At 43.1% G+C, this 17,469-nt stretch carries 13 protein-coding genes and 1 tRNA gene; 4 read left to right on the top strand and 10 right to left on the bottom strand.

Features of this window, described 5'->3' with window-relative positions:
* Positions 1–28 precede the first annotated feature (28 nt).
* On the bottom strand, positions 29–736 hold the full coding sequence (locus GMD3S_RS0202775) for a CPBP family intramembrane glutamic endopeptidase (RefSeq protein WP_000653640.1): 708 nt from the start codon (positions 734–736) through the stop codon (positions 29–31).
* 53 nt (positions 737–789) lie between these two features.
* Positions 790–2,208, bottom strand: coding sequence for an NCS2 family permease (locus tag GMD3S_RS0202770; protein WP_000359241.1), 1,419 nt, complete (start codon positions 2,206–2,208; stop codon positions 790–792).
* Between the two features lie 187 nt (positions 2,209–2,395).
* Between GMD3S_RS0202770 and GMD3S_RS0202765 the strand changes: the two genes are divergently transcribed.
* The 4 genes from GMD3S_RS0202765 (at position 2,396) to GMD3S_RS0202750 (ending at position 6,295) form a co-directional block, all read left to right on the top strand.
* Positions 2,396–3,208, top strand: coding sequence for a Cof-type HAD-IIB family hydrolase (locus tag GMD3S_RS0202765; protein WP_000162337.1), 813 nt, complete (start codon positions 2,396–2,398; stop codon positions 3,206–3,208).
* A gap of 283 nt (positions 3,209–3,491) precedes the next feature.
* A complete protein-coding gene (locus GMD3S_RS0202760; RefSeq protein WP_000021984.1) occupies positions 3,492–4,481 on the top strand; it encodes a PTS sugar transporter subunit IIB in 990 nt (329 codons plus the stop codon).
* Positions 4,482–4,556: 75 nt separating this feature from the next.
* A complete protein-coding gene (locus tag GMD3S_RS0202755; RefSeq protein ID WP_001280317.1) occupies positions 4,557–5,369 on the top strand; it encodes a PTS mannose/fructose/sorbose transporter subunit IIC in 813 nt (270 codons plus the stop codon).
* A 14-nt stretch (positions 5,370–5,383) separates the two neighbouring features.
* Positions 5,384–6,295 (top strand): PTS system mannose/fructose/sorbose family transporter subunit IID, encoded by a 912-nt coding sequence (locus tag GMD3S_RS0202750; protein WP_000818322.1) that lies wholly within the window; start codon positions 5,384–5,386, stop codon positions 6,293–6,295.
* A gap of 59 nt (positions 6,296–6,354) precedes the next feature.
* On the opposite strand, the gene GMD3S_RS0202745 is transcribed toward GMD3S_RS0202750, so the two are convergent.
* The 8 genes from GMD3S_RS0202745 to GMD3S_RS0202705 form a co-directional block, all read right to left on the bottom strand.
* Positions 6,355–8,583, bottom strand: a complete 2,229-nt coding sequence (locus GMD3S_RS0202745) for an HAD-IC family P-type ATPase (protein ID WP_000876385.1) — start codon at positions 8,581–8,583, stop codon at positions 6,355–6,357.
* A gap of 165 nt (positions 8,584–8,748) precedes the next feature.
* Positions 8,749–10,083: an aminopeptidase C gene (pepC, locus tag GMD3S_RS0202740; protein WP_000991656.1), complete on the bottom strand. Its 1,335-nt coding sequence runs from the start codon at positions 10,081–10,083 to the stop codon at positions 8,749–8,751.
* 110 nt (positions 10,084–10,193) lie between these two features.
* Positions 10,194–10,916 carry a pseudouridine synthase gene (locus GMD3S_RS0202735; RefSeq protein ID WP_001234909.1) on the bottom strand — a complete coding sequence of 241 codons (723 nt, stop codon included), beginning with the start codon at positions 10,914–10,916 and terminating at the stop codon, positions 10,194–10,196.
* Positions 10,917–11,140: 224 nt separating this feature from the next.
* A complete protein-coding gene (locus GMD3S_RS0202725; RefSeq protein WP_000901575.1) occupies positions 11,141–11,371 on the bottom strand; it encodes a GlsB/YeaQ/YmgE family stress response membrane protein in 231 nt (76 codons plus the stop codon).
* A gap of 9 nt (positions 11,372–11,380) precedes the next feature.
* Entirely contained in the window at positions 11,381–12,622 is a 1,242-nt protein-coding gene (locus GMD3S_RS0202720; RefSeq protein ID WP_000243937.1) for an aminopeptidase, read from the bottom strand.
* 21 nt (positions 12,623–12,643) lie between these two features.
* On the bottom strand, positions 12,644–12,796 hold the full coding sequence (locus GMD3S_RS10920; protein WP_000778898.1) for a hypothetical protein: 153 nt from the start codon (positions 12,794–12,796) through the stop codon (positions 12,644–12,646).
* A gap of 19 nt (positions 12,797–12,815) precedes the next feature.
* Positions 12,816–17,207: a PolC-type DNA polymerase III gene (locus tag GMD3S_RS0202710; RefSeq protein WP_000095435.1), complete on the bottom strand. Its 4,392-nt coding sequence runs from the start codon at positions 17,205–17,207 to the stop codon at positions 12,816–12,818.
* Between the two features lie 175 nt (positions 17,208–17,382).
* A tRNA-Pro gene (locus GMD3S_RS0202705) sits at positions 17,383–17,456 on the bottom strand.
* Positions 17,457–17,469 lie beyond the last annotated feature (13 nt).

The following is a 17,469-nucleotide window of genomic DNA, read 5'->3' as shown; positions in this document are numbered from 1 at the left end:
TATTCATCTTTTCCAAGCGGCTAATGGTTTAGAATGATAGACCTAGATTTCTACTAATCAATACCAATAAGGCCAACAAACAAAATGCAATACCATTGAGAATCATATGAAGCAAAATGGACATCTCCAAACGCTCAGTCTTATAGGCTGTCCAAGTCAAAACCGTTGACATTCCTCCATAAATAATCACAGAAGGTAGATTGGTTGGCATATGAAGCAAGGCAAAGACGATTGCACCAACAATAAAACCTAGTTTTTCTTTTCCGCGGAAGATCTTTTTTGGAATAATCCCACGACACAAAATTTCTTCACAAATCGGCGCAATCAAGACTAGTAGGAAGAAAGTTGAAATCAAGGAACTATTCTGAACCAAACCATTCAGTATTGATTGGTTACTGGTTGTTGCCTCATTTGTTAGTCGAAGCAGTAGTGAACCCAAGAGATTTGTCGCAAAAATCACCAGATAACTCAGTACCAAGCGAGCCAAGTCTTTTGCCTTAAAAAAGGATAGATTAAAAGTAGCAAGTTGTGTTTTTCGTGCACCAATAATGAATACAATCAAAACGACTATGGATAGAGCACCTACTAAGAGCCCTGACTGTAAAATCGGAAACTGTTTGTTTGCTAAAAACAAAGCAAGTCCTATGGGAAATTGAGATAGAACAAAAGCTACCAAAAGGATGATCACCCATTTCCCTCTGTTTAAAACCTCTTGCCAAATCGTCTTATCTTTCATGATGTACCTCCTTATAAGAAAAAGGGGAGACTCCCCTTTTTCTATTATACCATTTATAGCGCCATACTGATATAGTTAAGGATAAACAAGGCATCCAAAATCCAAATCATCACGTGCACATCCTTGGCTTGACCTTTGACAACTTTTGTCAAGGTATATGTCAAGAAACCAACAGCAATCCCTTGTGTGATAGAGTAGCTGAATCCCATAAAGATAGATGTGAAGAAGGCAGGAACCGCTTCAGCCATATCATCCCAAGGGATATTTTTCAAGTTAGAAAGCATCATGATTCCGACGATGATCAAAATTGGTGCTGTTGCAGCTGTCGGAACAATCGCTAGAAGTGGGCTAAAGAAGCTAGATAGAGCAAAACAGATCGCAACCACTAGGGCTGTCAAACCAGTACGTCCACCAGCACCGATACCAGCCGCAGATTCAACATAGGTCGTAACGTTTGAAGTACCTGCAATGGCACCTACCGAAGTTGCCACCAAGTCAGAGTATAGAGCCTTGTCCAATTTAGCGGACTCATGGTTTTCCCCACTTGTCGCAACAATACCAACTTTTTCACCAGTACCGATAAGAGTACCGATTGTATCAAAAATATCCGTTAGTGAGAAGGCAAGAATAGCCATCAAGGTTTCTGGTAAACGCGAAGTGTTTGAAATCAAAGATCCTAAACCTTCTGAACCAAGAGCAGCACCAAACAAAGTTCCTAAATCATTAACCGCTGCTGAAAGATTGTTGCTAGCAAAGTCAATCCCTGATAATTTGACAACACCAACAGCAATGGCAAGCACAGTCGTTGTTAAAATAGAAAGAATGATTCCACCCTTGATGCCTTTAACAACAAAGAAAATGGTAATAGCCAAACCTGCAAGAGCCACCAATACGGCTGGAGTATTGAAGTCTACCAATCCTGGAACAGCTGCGGAGTTTGCAGTAAGTGCAGCTTGAGCCTTGTCTGCTCCTTCACCTGCTACCGTATAAGTACCTGGATCGATTGAGAATTTCAAGAGACCAGCATTCTTAATTCCAACATAGGCAAGGAAAACACCAATACCAGCCGAAATAGCTGAACGAAGTGTTGTTGGAATAGATTCGATGATCATTTTACGAACATTTGTTAAGGTAATAATCAGTGAAATAATTCCACAAATGAAGACCATACCAAGAGCCTCTTTCCAAGTATAGCCCATCCCAAATACAACTGTAAATGTAAAGAAGGCATTTAGTCCCATACCTGGTGCTTGTGCGTACGGCAAATTAGCATAGAAAGCCATCATCAAAGTACCTACTACAGAACCGATAATCGTTGCCAAGAACACACCTTGAACAGGCATACCCGTTTGGGAAAGCATTTGAGGGTTTACAAAGAGAATATAACTCATTGCAAAGAATGTTGTTAAACCAGCAAGCACCTCTGTACGGACATCTGTCCCGTGCTCTTTTAGTTTAAATAGTTTGTCCATCTTTAATCTCCTTTTGTTTTTTACGAACAATATTAGTATTATATCATTTATCATTCACCTTTTCAATATGTTTGTTTGATTTATTTAATAAATCAAAGCAACTGTAGTTTTTGTTCTTATCTGCTTTTCTTCCTTCTTTTTGATATAATAGTAGACATCTTATCTGGAAACGACTAGGAAGGTTTATATGACTAAAAAAATTATCGCAGTCGATTTGGACGGAACCCTGCTAAATAATGAAAGCAAGCTCTCCGATTTCACCAAAGAGACGATCAAAAAAATTTCAGAAAAAGGACACCATGTCATCATCACGACAGGCCGTCCGTATCGTATGGCAAAAGACTTCTATCGTGAGCTAGAATTGCATACTCCCATGATTAACTTTAACGGCTCCCTTACCCATCTACCAGGACAGACTTGGGAGCATGAAAAGTGCCTGACCTTGGACAAAAAATACCTCCTAGACATGGTCAAGCGCACGGAGGACATCCAGGCTGATTTTATTGCGGGAGAATATCGAAAAAAATTCTATATCACGACACCGAATGAAGAAATTGCAGATCCTAAACTATTTGGCGTAGAGAACTTCCGGCCAGAAAATCAATTCAAACCTGAACGAGTAACCAAAGATCCCAACTGCATCCTCTTGCAAACAAGGGCTGAAGACAAATACGCTTTAGCGGACGAGATGAATCGTTTTTATCAGCACCAACTAGCTATCAATACCTGGGGCGGGCCCCTCAACATCCTCGAGTGTACTCCCAAGGGTGTAAACAAGGCTTTTGCTCTAGAGTACTTGCTCAATGTGATGAATCGTGATAAAAAAGACTTAATCGCCTTTGGTGATGAGCATAATGACACTGAAATGTTGGCATTTGCAGGCAAGGGATATGCTATGAAAAACGCCAATCCTGCTCTTCTTCCATATGCAGACGAACAACTTCCTCTGACCAACGAAGAAGATGGAGTTGCCCGCGCTTTACAAAATTTATTCTTATAAAAGGGAAGATTGCATGGTCGCAATCTTTCCTTTTTGTTTTCATTTTATTTTCACTAAAGCGGCTTATTTTCTGTATTTTTATATTAAATTTTCTATTACCATTTTCATTTATCTCTCAAAAAATATTGATATATTAATATTTTTAAAAAGTCATTCTATGAAAACTTTTACATCTTTTTAGAAAAAGTAGTTGATTTTTATATGAAAACGGTTTATACTTAAAGTTAGGCTTAAAGTTTTCTTAAACATACAGTCAAACATTTTATAAGGAGGAATGACAATAATGAGTATCGGAATCATTATTGCGAGCCACGGCGAATTTGCTGCGGGTATTCATCAGTCAGGATCTATGATCTTTGGTGAACAAGAAAAGGTTCAAGTTGTAACCTTTATGCCAAATGAAGGTCCAGATGACCTTTACGCTAAATTCAACAACGCTGTGGCTGCATTTGACGCAGAAGATGAGGTTCTAGTATTGGCTGACCTTTGGAGTGGATCTCCATTCAACCAAGCTAGCCGCGTAATGGGAGAAAATCCAGAACGTAAGTTTGCCATCATCACAGGACTGAACTTGCCGATGTTGATCCAAGCCTACACAGAGCGCCTTATGGACGCGAATGCAGGTGTGGATAAAGTCGCTGCGAATATCATTAAAGAAGCCAAAGATGGCATCAAGGCTCTTCCAGAAGAGCTTAACCCAGTTGAGGAAGTTGCAACTGCTGCAGCTGCTCCAGTTTCACAAGCTGCTATTCCAGAAGGAACAGTTATCGGTGACGGTAAACTGAAAATCAACCTTGCTCGTCTAGACACTCGTCTCCTTCACGGTCAGGTTGCCACTGCTTGGACTCCAGATTCAAAAGCAGATCGTATCATCGTTGCTTCAGACAACGTTGCAAACGACGAGTTGCGTAAAGAATTGATCAAACAAGCAGCTCCTAATGGAGTAAAAGCCAACGTTGTCCCAATCCAGAAATTGATCGACGTTGCAAAAGACCCACGTTTCGGAGAAACTCATGCCCTTATCTTGTTTGAAACTCCACAAGATGCACTTCGTGCTATCGAAGGTGGCGTGCCAATCAAGACCCTTAACGTTGGTTCTATGGCTCACTCAACAGGTAAAACAATGATTAACAACGTTTTGTCTATGGACAAAGAAGACGTTGCAACCTTTGAAAAATTGCGTGACCTCGGTGTTGAATTTGACGTACGTAAAGTACCAAACGACACGAAAAAAGATTTGTTTGACTTGATTAAGAAAGCAAACGTTCAATAATGTTAATCTGTTTCTATCATTTTTGAAAACAGGATTAAATACTTTATTAAAACTAAATAGAAAAGGAATAAAACCATGTCAGATATTTCAATCATTTCTGCTATCTTGGTTGTAGTTGTTGCCTTCCTTGCAGGTCTTGAAGGTATCCTCGACCAATTCCAATTCCATCAACCAATCGTCGCATGTACCCTTATCGGACTTGCAACTGGTAACCTCGAAGCAGGGGTTATGCTTGGTGGATCTCTTCAAATGATCGCCCTTGGTTGGGCAAACATCGGAGCTGCCGTAGCTCCTGACGCTGCTCTTGCATCTGTTGCTGCAGCAATCATCTTGATCAAAGGTGGTAACTTTACTACTGATGGTATCGCCGTTGCAACGGCAACAGCTATCCCTCTTGCTGTAGCTGGACTTTTCTTGACAATGATTGTTCGTACAATCTCAGTTGCCTTAGTTCACTCAGCTGATGCTGCTGCTAAAGACGGAAACATTGCAGCTGTTGAGCGTGCTCACTTTGTTGCACTTCTTCTTCAAGGTCTTCGTATTGCAATCCCTGCTGCCTTCCTTATCGCTATCCCAGCTTCTGCTGTTCAAGACGCTCTTGGTTTGATGCCAGACTGGTTGAACGGTGGTATGGCTGTCGGTGGTGCTATGGTCGTTGCCGTTGGTTACGCTATGGTTATCAACATGATGGCAACTCGTGAAGTATGGCCATTCTTCGCTATCGGTTTTGCTCTTGCAGCTATCTCTCAATTGACTTTGATTGCCCTTGGTGTCATCGGTGTTGCCCTTGCCTTCATCTACCTTAACCTTACAAAACAAGGTGGAAACGGTGGCGGCGGAGCTGCGACTTCTAACGACCCAATCGGTGATATCCTAGAAGACTACTAGAAAGGGGAACAATCATGGCTGAAAAAATTCAATTATCAAAATCAGATCGTCAAAAAGTTTGGTGGCGTTCACAATTCCTTCAAGGTTCTTGGAACTACGAACGTATGCAAAACTTGGGTTGGGCTTACTCATTGATCCCAGCTATCAAAAAATTGTACACTAAAAAAGAAGACCAAGCGGCTGCTCTTGAGCGCCACCTTGAATTCTTCAACACTCACCCATACGTCGCTGCTCCAATCATGGGGGTTACTCTTGCACTTGAAGAAGAGCGCGCTAACGGTGTTGAAATCGACGACGCGGCTATCCAAGGGGTTAAAATCGGTATGATGGGACCTCTTGCTGGTATCGGTGACCCAGTATTCTGGTTTACAGTTCGTCCTATCCTTGGAGCTCTTGGTGCATCACTTGCTGCATCTGGTAACCTTGTTGGTCCACTTCTCTTCTTCTTCGGATGGAATGCTATCCGTATGGCCTTCCTATGGTACACACAAGAGTTCGGTTACAAAGCTGGATCTGAGATCACTAAAGACATGTCTGGTGGTATCTTGAAAGACATCACTAAAGGTGCTTCTATCCTTGGTATGTTCATCCTTGCCGTTCTTGTACAACGTTGGGTATCCATCAACTTCACTATCAACCTTCCAGGCAAACAATTGTCAGAAGGTGCCTACATCAACTTCCCAGAAGGTCCTGTTACAGGAGCTGAGTTGAAGGGCATTCTTGGTCAAGCGCTTAGTGGTATGAGCCTAGATAGAGTTCAACCACAAACGCTTCAAGGTCAGTTGGACTCATTGATTCCAGGATTGATGGGACTTCTCCTTACTTTCCTTTGCATGTGGTTGCTTAAGAAAAAAGTATCTCCAATCACAATCATCCTTGCCCTCTTTGCAGTTGGTATCGCAGCTCGTTTCTTCGGTATCATGTAATCTCGGTGAGAATATATAAACAAAAAAGAATCAGGATTAAACCTGATTCTTTTTATGTATCAACTTTTTCTCCTAGTAAGATAATGAAAGCACCCAATCACCACTGCTAGTATGGCAACATAGAGTAGCTGTTTGGCTTCTAAAGGCACAAAAGCTCCCTGTAGGATAAAAGTATTGGCAAGTACACCAACAAGGGCTGCAAGGCTCAAAAACGTGAGCAAAAGCATCTTGTATCGATTAAAAGGCAAGCTGACCTTGGCAACTAGACACAGACCATTGATCAGGGCAAGGAGGAAGCAAATAAATTTGACCTGACCTGGGACAGTGATAAAGAAATTGGTCAAAAGAACACTAGCAACCAGAACGCCACCACCAATCGCCGCGTTGGTTAGGATATCTCTCATAAAGTGAGTGCTAACCTTTTCTTTATTGGACTCAAAAGTCAGGAAGAAGGATGGAATCCCAATCGTAATGGCTGAAATGATTGTAAACTGAATGGGGATAAAGGCAAATTCCAAACCAAATACCACACTCAAAATGGCAAAAACGATGGAGAAGAAGGTCTTTGTTAGAAAAAGAGAGGCTACCTTTTGGATGTTGTTAATGACCCGGCGTCCTTCCATCAAGATATCATAAAATACTGCAAAGTCATCTGTGAGAAAAACAATATTGGAGACGCTTTTTGCTGCACTGGTGGCTCCATTCATAGCAAAACTAATATCTGCTTTTTTGAGAGCCAGAACATCATTGACACCATCACCACTCATGGCGACTGTTTTCCCAGCATTCTGCAAAACGGTCACCATCTTTTCTTTCTGCTCTGGTGTCACGCGACCAAAGATATCATGCTCCAAAACCACTCTTTCAAAGTTCTCATCACTCACCTTGGTCATATCAATCGCACGGGCTTCTTCTTTAAAACCTGCCTTACGAGCAACCCCATATACAGCCACATGATTATCTCCACTGATAATCTTTACTTCCACTCCCTGAGACTCGAAATAGTCAAAGGTTTCCTTGGTATTATCCTTAATCTCATCTGACAGAACGACGTTACCTAGTAATTCCATATTGGCTGGGGTAGTAATCTGGTCCTTGCTATGAGCGAGTGTCAAGATTCGAAAACCTTGCTGTTTTAGATTTTCATAGTAGGCATCCATCGGCTGGGTAAAGCCTAGAAATTCATAGGCTCCGAAGAAATAGGTCCCACTGTCTTTTACTTGGACAAAGGAATACTTGTTTTTACTTGAAAAGGCACCGACTTCTTGAACTTCCCACTTTTTCTCACAGGTTAAGTAAGTCTTCAGAGCTCGGGAAGTTGCATTTTCATCTTCGAAATAAGCCAAATAAGAAGACAGTTTCTCTGCTACATTAGCATCCATTTCTTGGACCTTCATATTCCCCGTCGTGATGGTTCCAGTCTTATCAAAACAAAGAACATCTACTCGCGCCAAGGTCTCTACACAGTATAGCTCCTGCACTAGAACCTTCTTTTTAGCCAACTTCATGGCTGCTACCGCTAGGGAGACGCTAACCAAGAGAATCAAACCCTCTGGAATCATGCCGACCAAGGCACCTGAACTTCCCAAGACAATTTCAACATAAGACCGTCCTAGACTAAAACCTCTGACATAAAGCAGAATCGCAACTGGCACTAGCAAGATAGAGACGATTTTTAAAATCTTATCCATATAATCGCGCAGTTGAGAAGGGTATTTTTTGAATTCCTTGCTGGATTTTGCAAGTTTGTTGATATAACTATCGGGTCCGACCGCCGTCGCCGTGACCAGACACGTACCGCTGACAACATTGCTTCCGCTCATCAGCTTGTCACCAACTGTTTTAAAGACCGAATCACTCTCACCAGTCAGCAAGGACTCATCAACTTCAATATTCCCTTCAAGCACTTCTGCATCTACAGGCACCTGATCTCCCAGATTGAGATGCAGATACTCACCCAGTACGATGTCTTCTGGATCAATCTCAATCGTTTGACCATCTCGATTGACTTTGTACTTACTTTTACCTAGCAAACTTAGCTTTTCTAAAGCATTTTTTGAACGCACTTCTTGGAAAATCCCAATGGCTGTATTGATAGCAATCACACCTAAAAAGAGCATATTCTCAAATCGCAAGGTTGTGGCTACCAGAACTGCCAGAGCCAAGTTCATAGCATTAAAGAAGGTAAAGATATTTGAAACGACGATTTCCTTGGTTGTTTTATAGGGTTTAATGTCGCTGATATTTCGTTGACGATCCTTGATGTCTTGGCTACTTAAATACTTCATTTCTACTCCGATATCCTTTTGTACTACTATAATAACACATATCTTTTTCTCTGTCACTTAAAGACTTAAAATAAGGAGAACTCACTTGGCAAGCATCATCTATCGCCACTTCAAGAAGGACTTAAAAAAGAAGCTAGGATTTCCCTAACCTCTTTTCTTTATGCTTTATTCTGCCAAGGCACCCATTGGATCCCATGGTGCAAGTACGATTGGTTCTGCTTCATAAGCAGCCCGTTCTTCTGCTGTCAGCAATTCCTTACGGACAACGATTTGGTAGGTGTATTCATCCATCCAAGCGTCTGAGGCAACAAAGTAACCATCTGCACCGACCTTGTCTCCCCATGAGTTTTCAACCTTCCACTTGGTTGACTTGCCATTTTCATCCAAATCAACACCTGTCAAGACCATGGCGTGGGTCATCAAGCTTTCGCTGTAGTCCAAACGTCCAGCCTTGTCTTGAGTAAGTTGGATATCCATGCTTGATTCAAAGTCATAAACATCAGTCGCAAGGATTCCAGCTTTGCGGTTGCTGAGCTGGCCGACATCTGAACCAAACCAAACAGTCTCACCTGTTTGCATTTGGGCAATCGCCAATTCTTTCAAGCGCTCCATTGGAACGTTGATGTAGCGAACTGCACGGCTATCAACCACATTCCCCAACATCTCAACTGTATAAGATTTGCCGTAAGGCTTGTCAGCAGTCGGAGCATTGATAACAGAAACGTAGTCTTCCAGAGGAAGATTGACATATTTCTTGTAAAACTCTTGTGGAGTAATCCCCTTTTCACTTTGGTAGTTATCATCCTTATCGCGATAAGCAAAGTCAAATTTACGTGGTGGAAGTCCTAGTGACATAGCAAGGAAGTTAAAGATTTCTTGCAAGAGGTCTTCCTTCTTGGCTTGAATAGTCGCTTGGTCTGCACCAGAAGCAAGCAAATCACGCAAGATTTGGGCATCTTGACGAAGCAATTTGTTAAGAATTGCATTGAGCTCACGGCTATTGCTAGATGAGATAGACTCAGGATAAACTGACTTGGGAACGACACCGTATTTCTCAAAGAGGGCAACGACCATATCCCATTGTCCTCCATCTTGTTGAGGTGTTTGGAGTAGGAAGCTAACTTTGCGGCTCGTCAATTCTTGGTCTGCAGTCGCAATAACTTGCTCCAAGAACCAGTTGGATTTCTCATACTTGTCCCAGAAGAAGGTGTGGGCTTGTGACAGTTCAAAGTTTTCGAGCTTGTATTGAGAGATGAGTTTGTGACGGAAGGTGTTAAGGGCTGCAAACATCCAGCAACGACCAGATGCTTTCTGGTTGGTCACCTTGTCCTTGGTCAAATCCAATGAGAAAACAGGTGTATTGTCTACATGGCTTTGGCGACGTTCTAGGGCTGCAAAAATTCCGTTATGGCTGGCAGCATTTTCGATCGCTTGGTATTTAACATTTGCTTCATAGTTAGCAAATAATTTATCTGTAAATGATTCTTGAATCGCGTTCATAGATTCCTCCTTTTATTCTACTGTCTATTATAACTCTTTTCACAAAGGAAGCAACCGAAAAACTTAAAAAGGCAAGGACATTCTCCTCACCTTTTCTAACATAATCGAAACTAAGCAATACTAGCAAGGAGCTCCTCTAATTCCTCCTTGGTCAGGCGGCGCCATTCTCCTCGTTCTAAGTTCTCATCCAAGGCTAGAGTTCCCATCGTCAAACGTTGTAAGTCCACCACTTCCTTGCCACAGTAGGCCACCATGCGCTTGACTTGATGGAACTTCCCTTCAGCAATGGTCACACGAACCAGACTTTGATTCTTTACTGAATCTACCGACACAATCTCCAGCTTAGCTGGCTGGCAGGTAAAATCCTTGAGCGGAATGCCCTTGACAAATGTCTCCACATCTTCTTGGGTCATAATTCCCTCGACGTGTGCCAGATAGGTCTTATCCACATGACGTTTGGGTGAAAGAAGGGCATGGGCAAGCTGGCCGTCATTGGTCAAAAGCAGGAGGCCATGCGTGTCAATATCCAAGCGCCCTACTGGAAAAACTTCCTTGGTCCGAGCAATATCATCCAACAAGTCCAATACTGTTCTGTGTTTAGAATCTTCAGTCGCTGAAATGACTCCTTGGGGCTTGTTCATCATGTAGTAGACAAACTCTTCATACTCCAGCACTTGGCCATCAAAGCGAATCTCATCTCTTTCTTCATTAATCTGCAGTTTAGCTGACTTTTCTTTTTTACCATTTACCGTCACGCGCCCAGCCTTGAGCAAGTTTTTGACTTCTGTCCGACTCCCTACAGCGCAGGCAACTAAAAATTTATCTAATCTCATAGAACTATTATATCATACTCAAAAGGAGGCTGGCTCAATGACCAACCTCCTTTCCTTTTCATACTCTTCAAAAATCTCTTCAAACCGCGTCAACGTCCGTCTGCAACCTCAAAACAGTGTTTTGAGCTGACTTCGTCAGTTCTATACACAACCTCAAAGCAGTGCTTTGAGCAGCCTGCGGCTAGTTTACTCTTTGATTTTCATTGAGTATCAGATTTAAGAAATTAACTTCCTCGTCTCCAGAAAATAGCTAAGACAATCATAGCTCCTAAAATAGCTGGGATAATGGCCGTTCCAGCTATAATTGGACCCCAAGTTCCAAAGAGCAAGTGGCCCAAAAAGGCACCAATCCAGCCGAGAAACATTTTTCCAAAGCATCCCATGCTCTCTCCGCGATTGGTCAAAGCACCTGCCAAGAGTCCCACTAGGAGACCAACAAACATACTTCCAAGCATAGTTTCTCCTTAAATAGCCCAGTCTCCATTACGGAAGAGTGGTACGCGTGTTCCATCCTCACGGATACCATCGATATCCATTTGATTCGAACCAATCATAAAGTCCACGTGAACATCTGAACGGTTCAGTCCCGCAGCTTCAAGCTCTTCTTCGCTCATCTCTGCTCCACCAGCAACGCTGGTCGCATAGGCTGCACCGATAGCCAAGTGGTTTGAAGCATTCTCATCGAAAAGGGTGTTAAAGAAGGTAATGCCTGACTGAGAAATTGGACTTGGATCTGGTACCAAGGCACATTCACCCAAGGCACGCGCACCCGCATTTTCAAAGACAAGGTCCTTCATGACCTGATCACCCTTTTCAGCAGTAATGTCTACGATTTGACCATCCTTGAAGGTTACTTTAATCCCTTCGATGATATTTCCGTTATAGCTAAGTGGTTTTGTAGAGGTTACATAGCCATCTGCACGACGGAAGTCAGGAGCCGTAAAGACTTCTTCTGTCGGCATATTTGGCAAGAATCCTTCTCCCTGTGCATTGATAGCGCCAGCTGATTCCCAAACGTGATTCTTAGGCAAGCCAAGTGTCAGATCGGTTCCTGGCGCTGTGTAGTGAAGGGCTGAGAATTGTTCTTTATTGAGCATTTCTGCCTTACTCTTAAGAATGGCTGCATGTTCTTCCCAAGCCTTAACTGGATCTTCTTCATAGACACGGCAAGTTTTGAAGATTTGGTCCCAAAGGAGGTCCACTGCTTCTTCATCGCTCGCAGCATTTGGAAAGACTTTCTTAGCCCACTCCAGTCCAGCAGCAGCTGCTACAGTCCAGCTAACCTTGTTGGATTGAGTTGCGATGCGCATCGGCTTCATCGCGAGTCCCATAGCTTTTGCAGAAGCTGAAAGCTTATCCGCATCCACTCCGTTCAAGGCACCTGGATCAGAAGAACGGACACCGAGACGGCTAGCCTTATTCTCCAAGAGATAGTTCATCTCAGCAATCTTGTATTCTGGCACATTGTCCAAACGCTCCATCGGTGCGTGAAGGAATTTCTCACGGTTGATCACATCATCTGTCCACTGAACGATGACCTCATGCGCACCCAAAGCATAAGCTTCTTTCACGATCAAATGCGCCAACTCGCGTTGCTCAACATCGATAGAGAGAGCCAAGGTGTGACCAGGTTGCACATTGATTCCATTTGCAACCAATAATTTCGCATATTTTTCTAGATTTTCTTTAAAATTTGGTAAAACCATTCTATTCTTCCTTTTCTTTTGTTATTTCTCTTTAAACAAGGACAGCAGGCTAACTGCTGCCACAGTACCACAAATCAAAGCGGTCATTTTCAAAATCGTATCAGGGTCAAGATCCAGCTGGTAATCAAACACCTTTTGCGCTGGCTTATCCTGAGCGGAAATGGTAAGTTTCATAAAAACCTCTTTCTATATTTTAGAAAAACTCATCAAACAAACTCAACTGGTTATCCTCTGGCATATTGCCGAGAATCCCCATTTCATCCATCTTTTCAACCAAGGTTGATGAAAGTCCACCACGCTTGCGCAGTTCTGTCTTAGAGAGGAACTCACCCTCTTCACGCGCACGCACCAACTGCTTAGCAACGTTCTCTCCCAGACCATCCATTGCTACAAATGGTGGGATGAGGGTATCTCCATCAATGATGAACTCAGTCGCATCACTACGATAGAGATCTAACTTGCCAAACTTAAAGCCACGTTCCCACATCTCATTGACAATCTCAAGAGTTGTATAAAGATCGATTTCCACATTAGAGGCTTCATTATTCTTCCGTTTTTCAGCGATTTCTTCCATTCTACGCTTAATGGCATCCAAGCCGGCACCCATGGTCTTGATATCAAAGGCCTTGGCGCGGATAGAGAAGTAAGCACAGTAGTAATAAATCGGATGGTGAACCTTGAAGTAGGCTACACGTAAGGCCATCATAACGTAGGCTGCCGCGTGGGCTTTGGGGAACATATACTTGATTTTTCCACAGGATTCGATATACCATTCTGGCACCTTATTGGCCTTCATGGCTTCGATATAGCCATTTCGTTCTTCTTCGGAAATCTTCAACCACAAGCCCTTACGTACCCGTTCCATGATGGTAAAGGCCATTTTAGGCTCGAGACCCGCATGCATGAGATAAACCATGATGTCGTCCCGACAACCGATAACGGTTGATAGGTCCGCAATCCCTTGCTTGATCAAATCCTGGGCATTGCCCAACCAGACATCAGTACCGTGGGACAGACCTGAGAGCTGAAGCAATTCCGCAAAGGTTGTCGGATGGGTTTCATCGACCATCCCACGTACAAAGTTGGTTCCAAATTCTGGAATTCCTAGCATCCCCGTCGGTGTACCGATTTGCTCCGGAGTCACCCCTAGCACATCAGTCCCAGAAAAGAGGGCCATCACGCCTTCATCATCCATAGGAATTTCATTAGGGTCAATCCCAGACAAGTCCTGCAGTTTCCGAATCATGGTCGGATCATCATGACCCAGCACATCGAGTTTGAGGACGTTCTCATCGATATCGTGGAAGTTAAAGTGGGTCGTCTGCCATTCAGCCGTCACGTCATCCGCTGGATACTGAACAGGCGTAAAGTCGTAGACATCCATGTAGTTAGGAATAACAACGATTCCCCCTGGGTGTTGTCCTGTTGTCCGCTTGACACCAGCCGCACCTTGAGCGAGGCGTTCCACTTCTGCATCACGATAAAATTTCCCATAGTCACGCTCATAGCCCTTGACAAATCCATAGGCAGTCTTAGCAGCTACCGTACCAACCGTTCCTGCACGGAAGGCATATTCTTCACCAAAGATATCACGTACATCCAAGTGAGCACTAGGCTGGTCTTCTCCCGAGAAGTTCAAGTCAATATCGGGAACCTTGTCCCCATCAAAACCAAGGAAGGTCTCGAAAGGAATATCCTGTCCATTTTTGCTGAGTTTGTGACCACAGTTTGAACAATCCTTATTGGGCATATCAAACCCTGAACCGTAAGAACCATCCGTGATAAACTCGCTGTACTGACACTGACCACAGACATAGTGAGGAGAGAGAGGATTAACCTCCGTAATCCCAATCATGGTCGCAACAAAACTGGACCCAACAGACCCACGAGAACCAACCAAGTAGCCCCGTTCATTGGAACGTTGCACCAGCATCTGCGATGCCAGATAAATCACGGCAAATCCATTCCCCAGAATGGAAGTTAATTCTTTTTCAATCCGCAAATCAACGATATCTGGCAGCGGATTTCCATAAATCTCAAAAGCTTTCTTGTAGGTCAGCTCGGCAACCGTTTCTTCAGCCTTGTCGATGAAAGGCGTGTACAAGTCACCCTTAACGACCTCAACAGGCTCAAAAATTTCTGCCAAGGCATTGGTGTTTTCAATAACCAATTTACGAGCCAATTCCTCGCCCAAGAAGGCAAATTCATCCAACATCTCATTAGTCGTTCGAAAATGAGCTTTCGGAAGAGGAGCTGGTTGGGCATGTTCACCATGACCGATGGTTCGGTTAATCATAGCCCCCTGGCCCAAACTACGGACGATAATTTCACGGTAAATCTCTTCTTCCGGTTCGATATAATGGACATTTCCCGTAGCCAAAACAGGCTTCCCAAGACGGTCCCCAACCTCTATCAAACTCTTGATAATAGTTTGGAGTTCCTCCATATCCTTGACCTGCTCTTTAGCAATCAAGGGAGCATAGATAGCCGGTGGCATGACCTCGATAAAGTCATAATACTTGGCCACCTCAACCGCCGCATCCACACCTTGGGAAACGACAGCGTCAAAAACTTCACCCTCCGAGCAAGCCGACCCCAAAATCAAGCCCTCCCGATGGGCGTCTAGAACCGTTCTCGGAATCCGTGGCACCCCTTCAAAATACTTGGTGTTAGACAAAGAAACCAGCTTAAAAATATTTTTTAAACCAACTTGATTCTTGACATAAATGGTCGCATGTTTAATCCGAGCTTTTTTATAAGAATCTGGACTGATTAGATCAATATTGAGTCTAGCCAGATCGGTCACACCATGTTTTTCTGCTACCTCTTTGATAAAGATGAAAAGCAGACGACCAGTAGCTTCCGCATCGTAGTTGGCCATGTGGTGGTGTTCAAGTGCCACACCAAAACGCTTGGTCAAAGGCCCCAAACCATGACGTTTATACTCAGGATAGAGGTTTCTAGCAAACTCCAGCGTATCGATGACTGGCTGGCTAATCTTAGGCAGACCATGACGCTCATAGTTGGCATTCATAAAACCAACGTCAAAGGTAGCATTGTGGGCTACTAAGACTGTATCCTTGCAAAACTCTTGGAATTCTTGTAAAACTTGTTCCAGTGGTTTGGCATTTTTGACATGATCATCTGTAATACCAGTCAACTCAGTAGTAAAGGCTGATAATGGATGTCCGGGATTGATAAATTCATCAAATTCGGCAATAACATTCCCCTTATACATCTTAGAGGCCGCAACCTGAATCAAGTCATTATAGATAGCTGAAAGTCCCGTCGTTTCAACGTCAAAGACCACGTAGGTCGCTTCTGACAAGTCCATCTCCACTTCGTTATAAACGATAGGGACACGGTCCTCCACGATATTGGCTTCCATTCCATAGATCAGCTGGATTCCAGCTTTCTTAGCTGCCTTGTAGCCATGTGGGAAGGATTGAACATTTCCATGGTCGGTGATGGCAACCGCCTTGTGCCCCCACTTAGCAGCTGTCGCAACGATCTCCTCTACCTCTGGTAGAGCATCCATGGTCGACATGTTGGTATGAGCATGAAACTCAACCCGACGCTCACCTTCTGGCATCAAATCCTTCCGCTCATAGTGAACAACTTCCTGCACATCCTGCACGTTCATGGTCAAATCGCGTGTGAAATTATTCATCTCCACATTTCCACGAACTCGGAGCCAAGAATTCTTCTTAATGATGTCAAACTTCTGAGCTTCTTCTTCATTCTTAACCCATTTTTGCATTGAAAAACTTGAAGTGTAGTCTGTCATTTTAAAGTTGATCAAAACGCGACCAGTTCTGGTCACCTTATGCTCCACATCAAAAACGACCCCTTCAAAGACCAGACGATTTTCCTCAGTCGTCACGTCAATCATCTGGGTAACCTCAGCCTTATCTAGTTTAGGCTTGGCCATAGCCTTTTTAGCCTGAAAATCAAAGGCTGGCTTCTCTTCTACTGGAGGAGGAGCCATTTGTTCCAATTGCTCCATAGCCCGGAGCGCTTCCTCATTGGCAGCTTGGACAATCTGTTCATTCTCGGTATGGAAGGCTTCCTCCTGCTCTTGTGTAAGAGCATCATTCTTTTCTATTTGGCATACAAAAGCTGGAAAACCAAACTTTTCGAGTTGCTTTGCCAAATTAGGAAGATGATTCTTCTTAAAGTGCTCCTTATCAATCGCCTCTGAACCTTCAATAATGAGTTGATTTCCTTCCGCACGGACGTTTAAATTCTGGTAAAGAGATTTAAACCCCTGACTTGCACATGGACCTTCAGAAAAAGCCTCCTTATAGTAGGCCTGCAAGAGTTCATTAGAGAATTCTTGAGAAAGAGCCTTGATTTCGAAAACAGCTCGATTGCCTGTTTTCGAAAATTCTTCACTAAGCCCTTTCTTTAACTCTAAAAAAATTTCAATCGGTAAAATATTAGAAAATACAAAATGAAATTCCCAAATCTTACTAATTTTATGAACCACAACACGCTCAATTTTTGCATCAACAAGAGCAGGGTCCCGTCTCAATTGATCAGATATTCCCAGTTGATTCATTAAAATTTCAAACTTACTTGACATTCATTTTCCTCACATTATTCTCTTACTATTTTACCATAATTAAAGAAAATATATGACTAGTACCATTCCTTAAGCACTGCTAGTTTACACAAATTTGTTCCGTAAACAAAAAAGAAGACTCACAGAATCTCCTTAGTAAATAAAAAAAGATACCCTAAAGTATCCTCGTAATCGATCGGGAAGACAGGATTCGAACCTGCGACACCTTGGTCCCAAACCAAGTACTCTACCAAGCTGAGCTACTTCCCGCGTTAAATAAAAA

This window comes from Streptococcus sp. GMD3S (assembly GCF_000298695.2).
Classification (GTDB): Bacteria; Bacillota; Bacilli; order Lactobacillales; family Streptococcaceae; genus Streptococcus.
The sequence above is the reverse complement of the archived record's forward strand: the minus strand, read 5'-3'. Positions and strand labels throughout refer to the sequence as shown.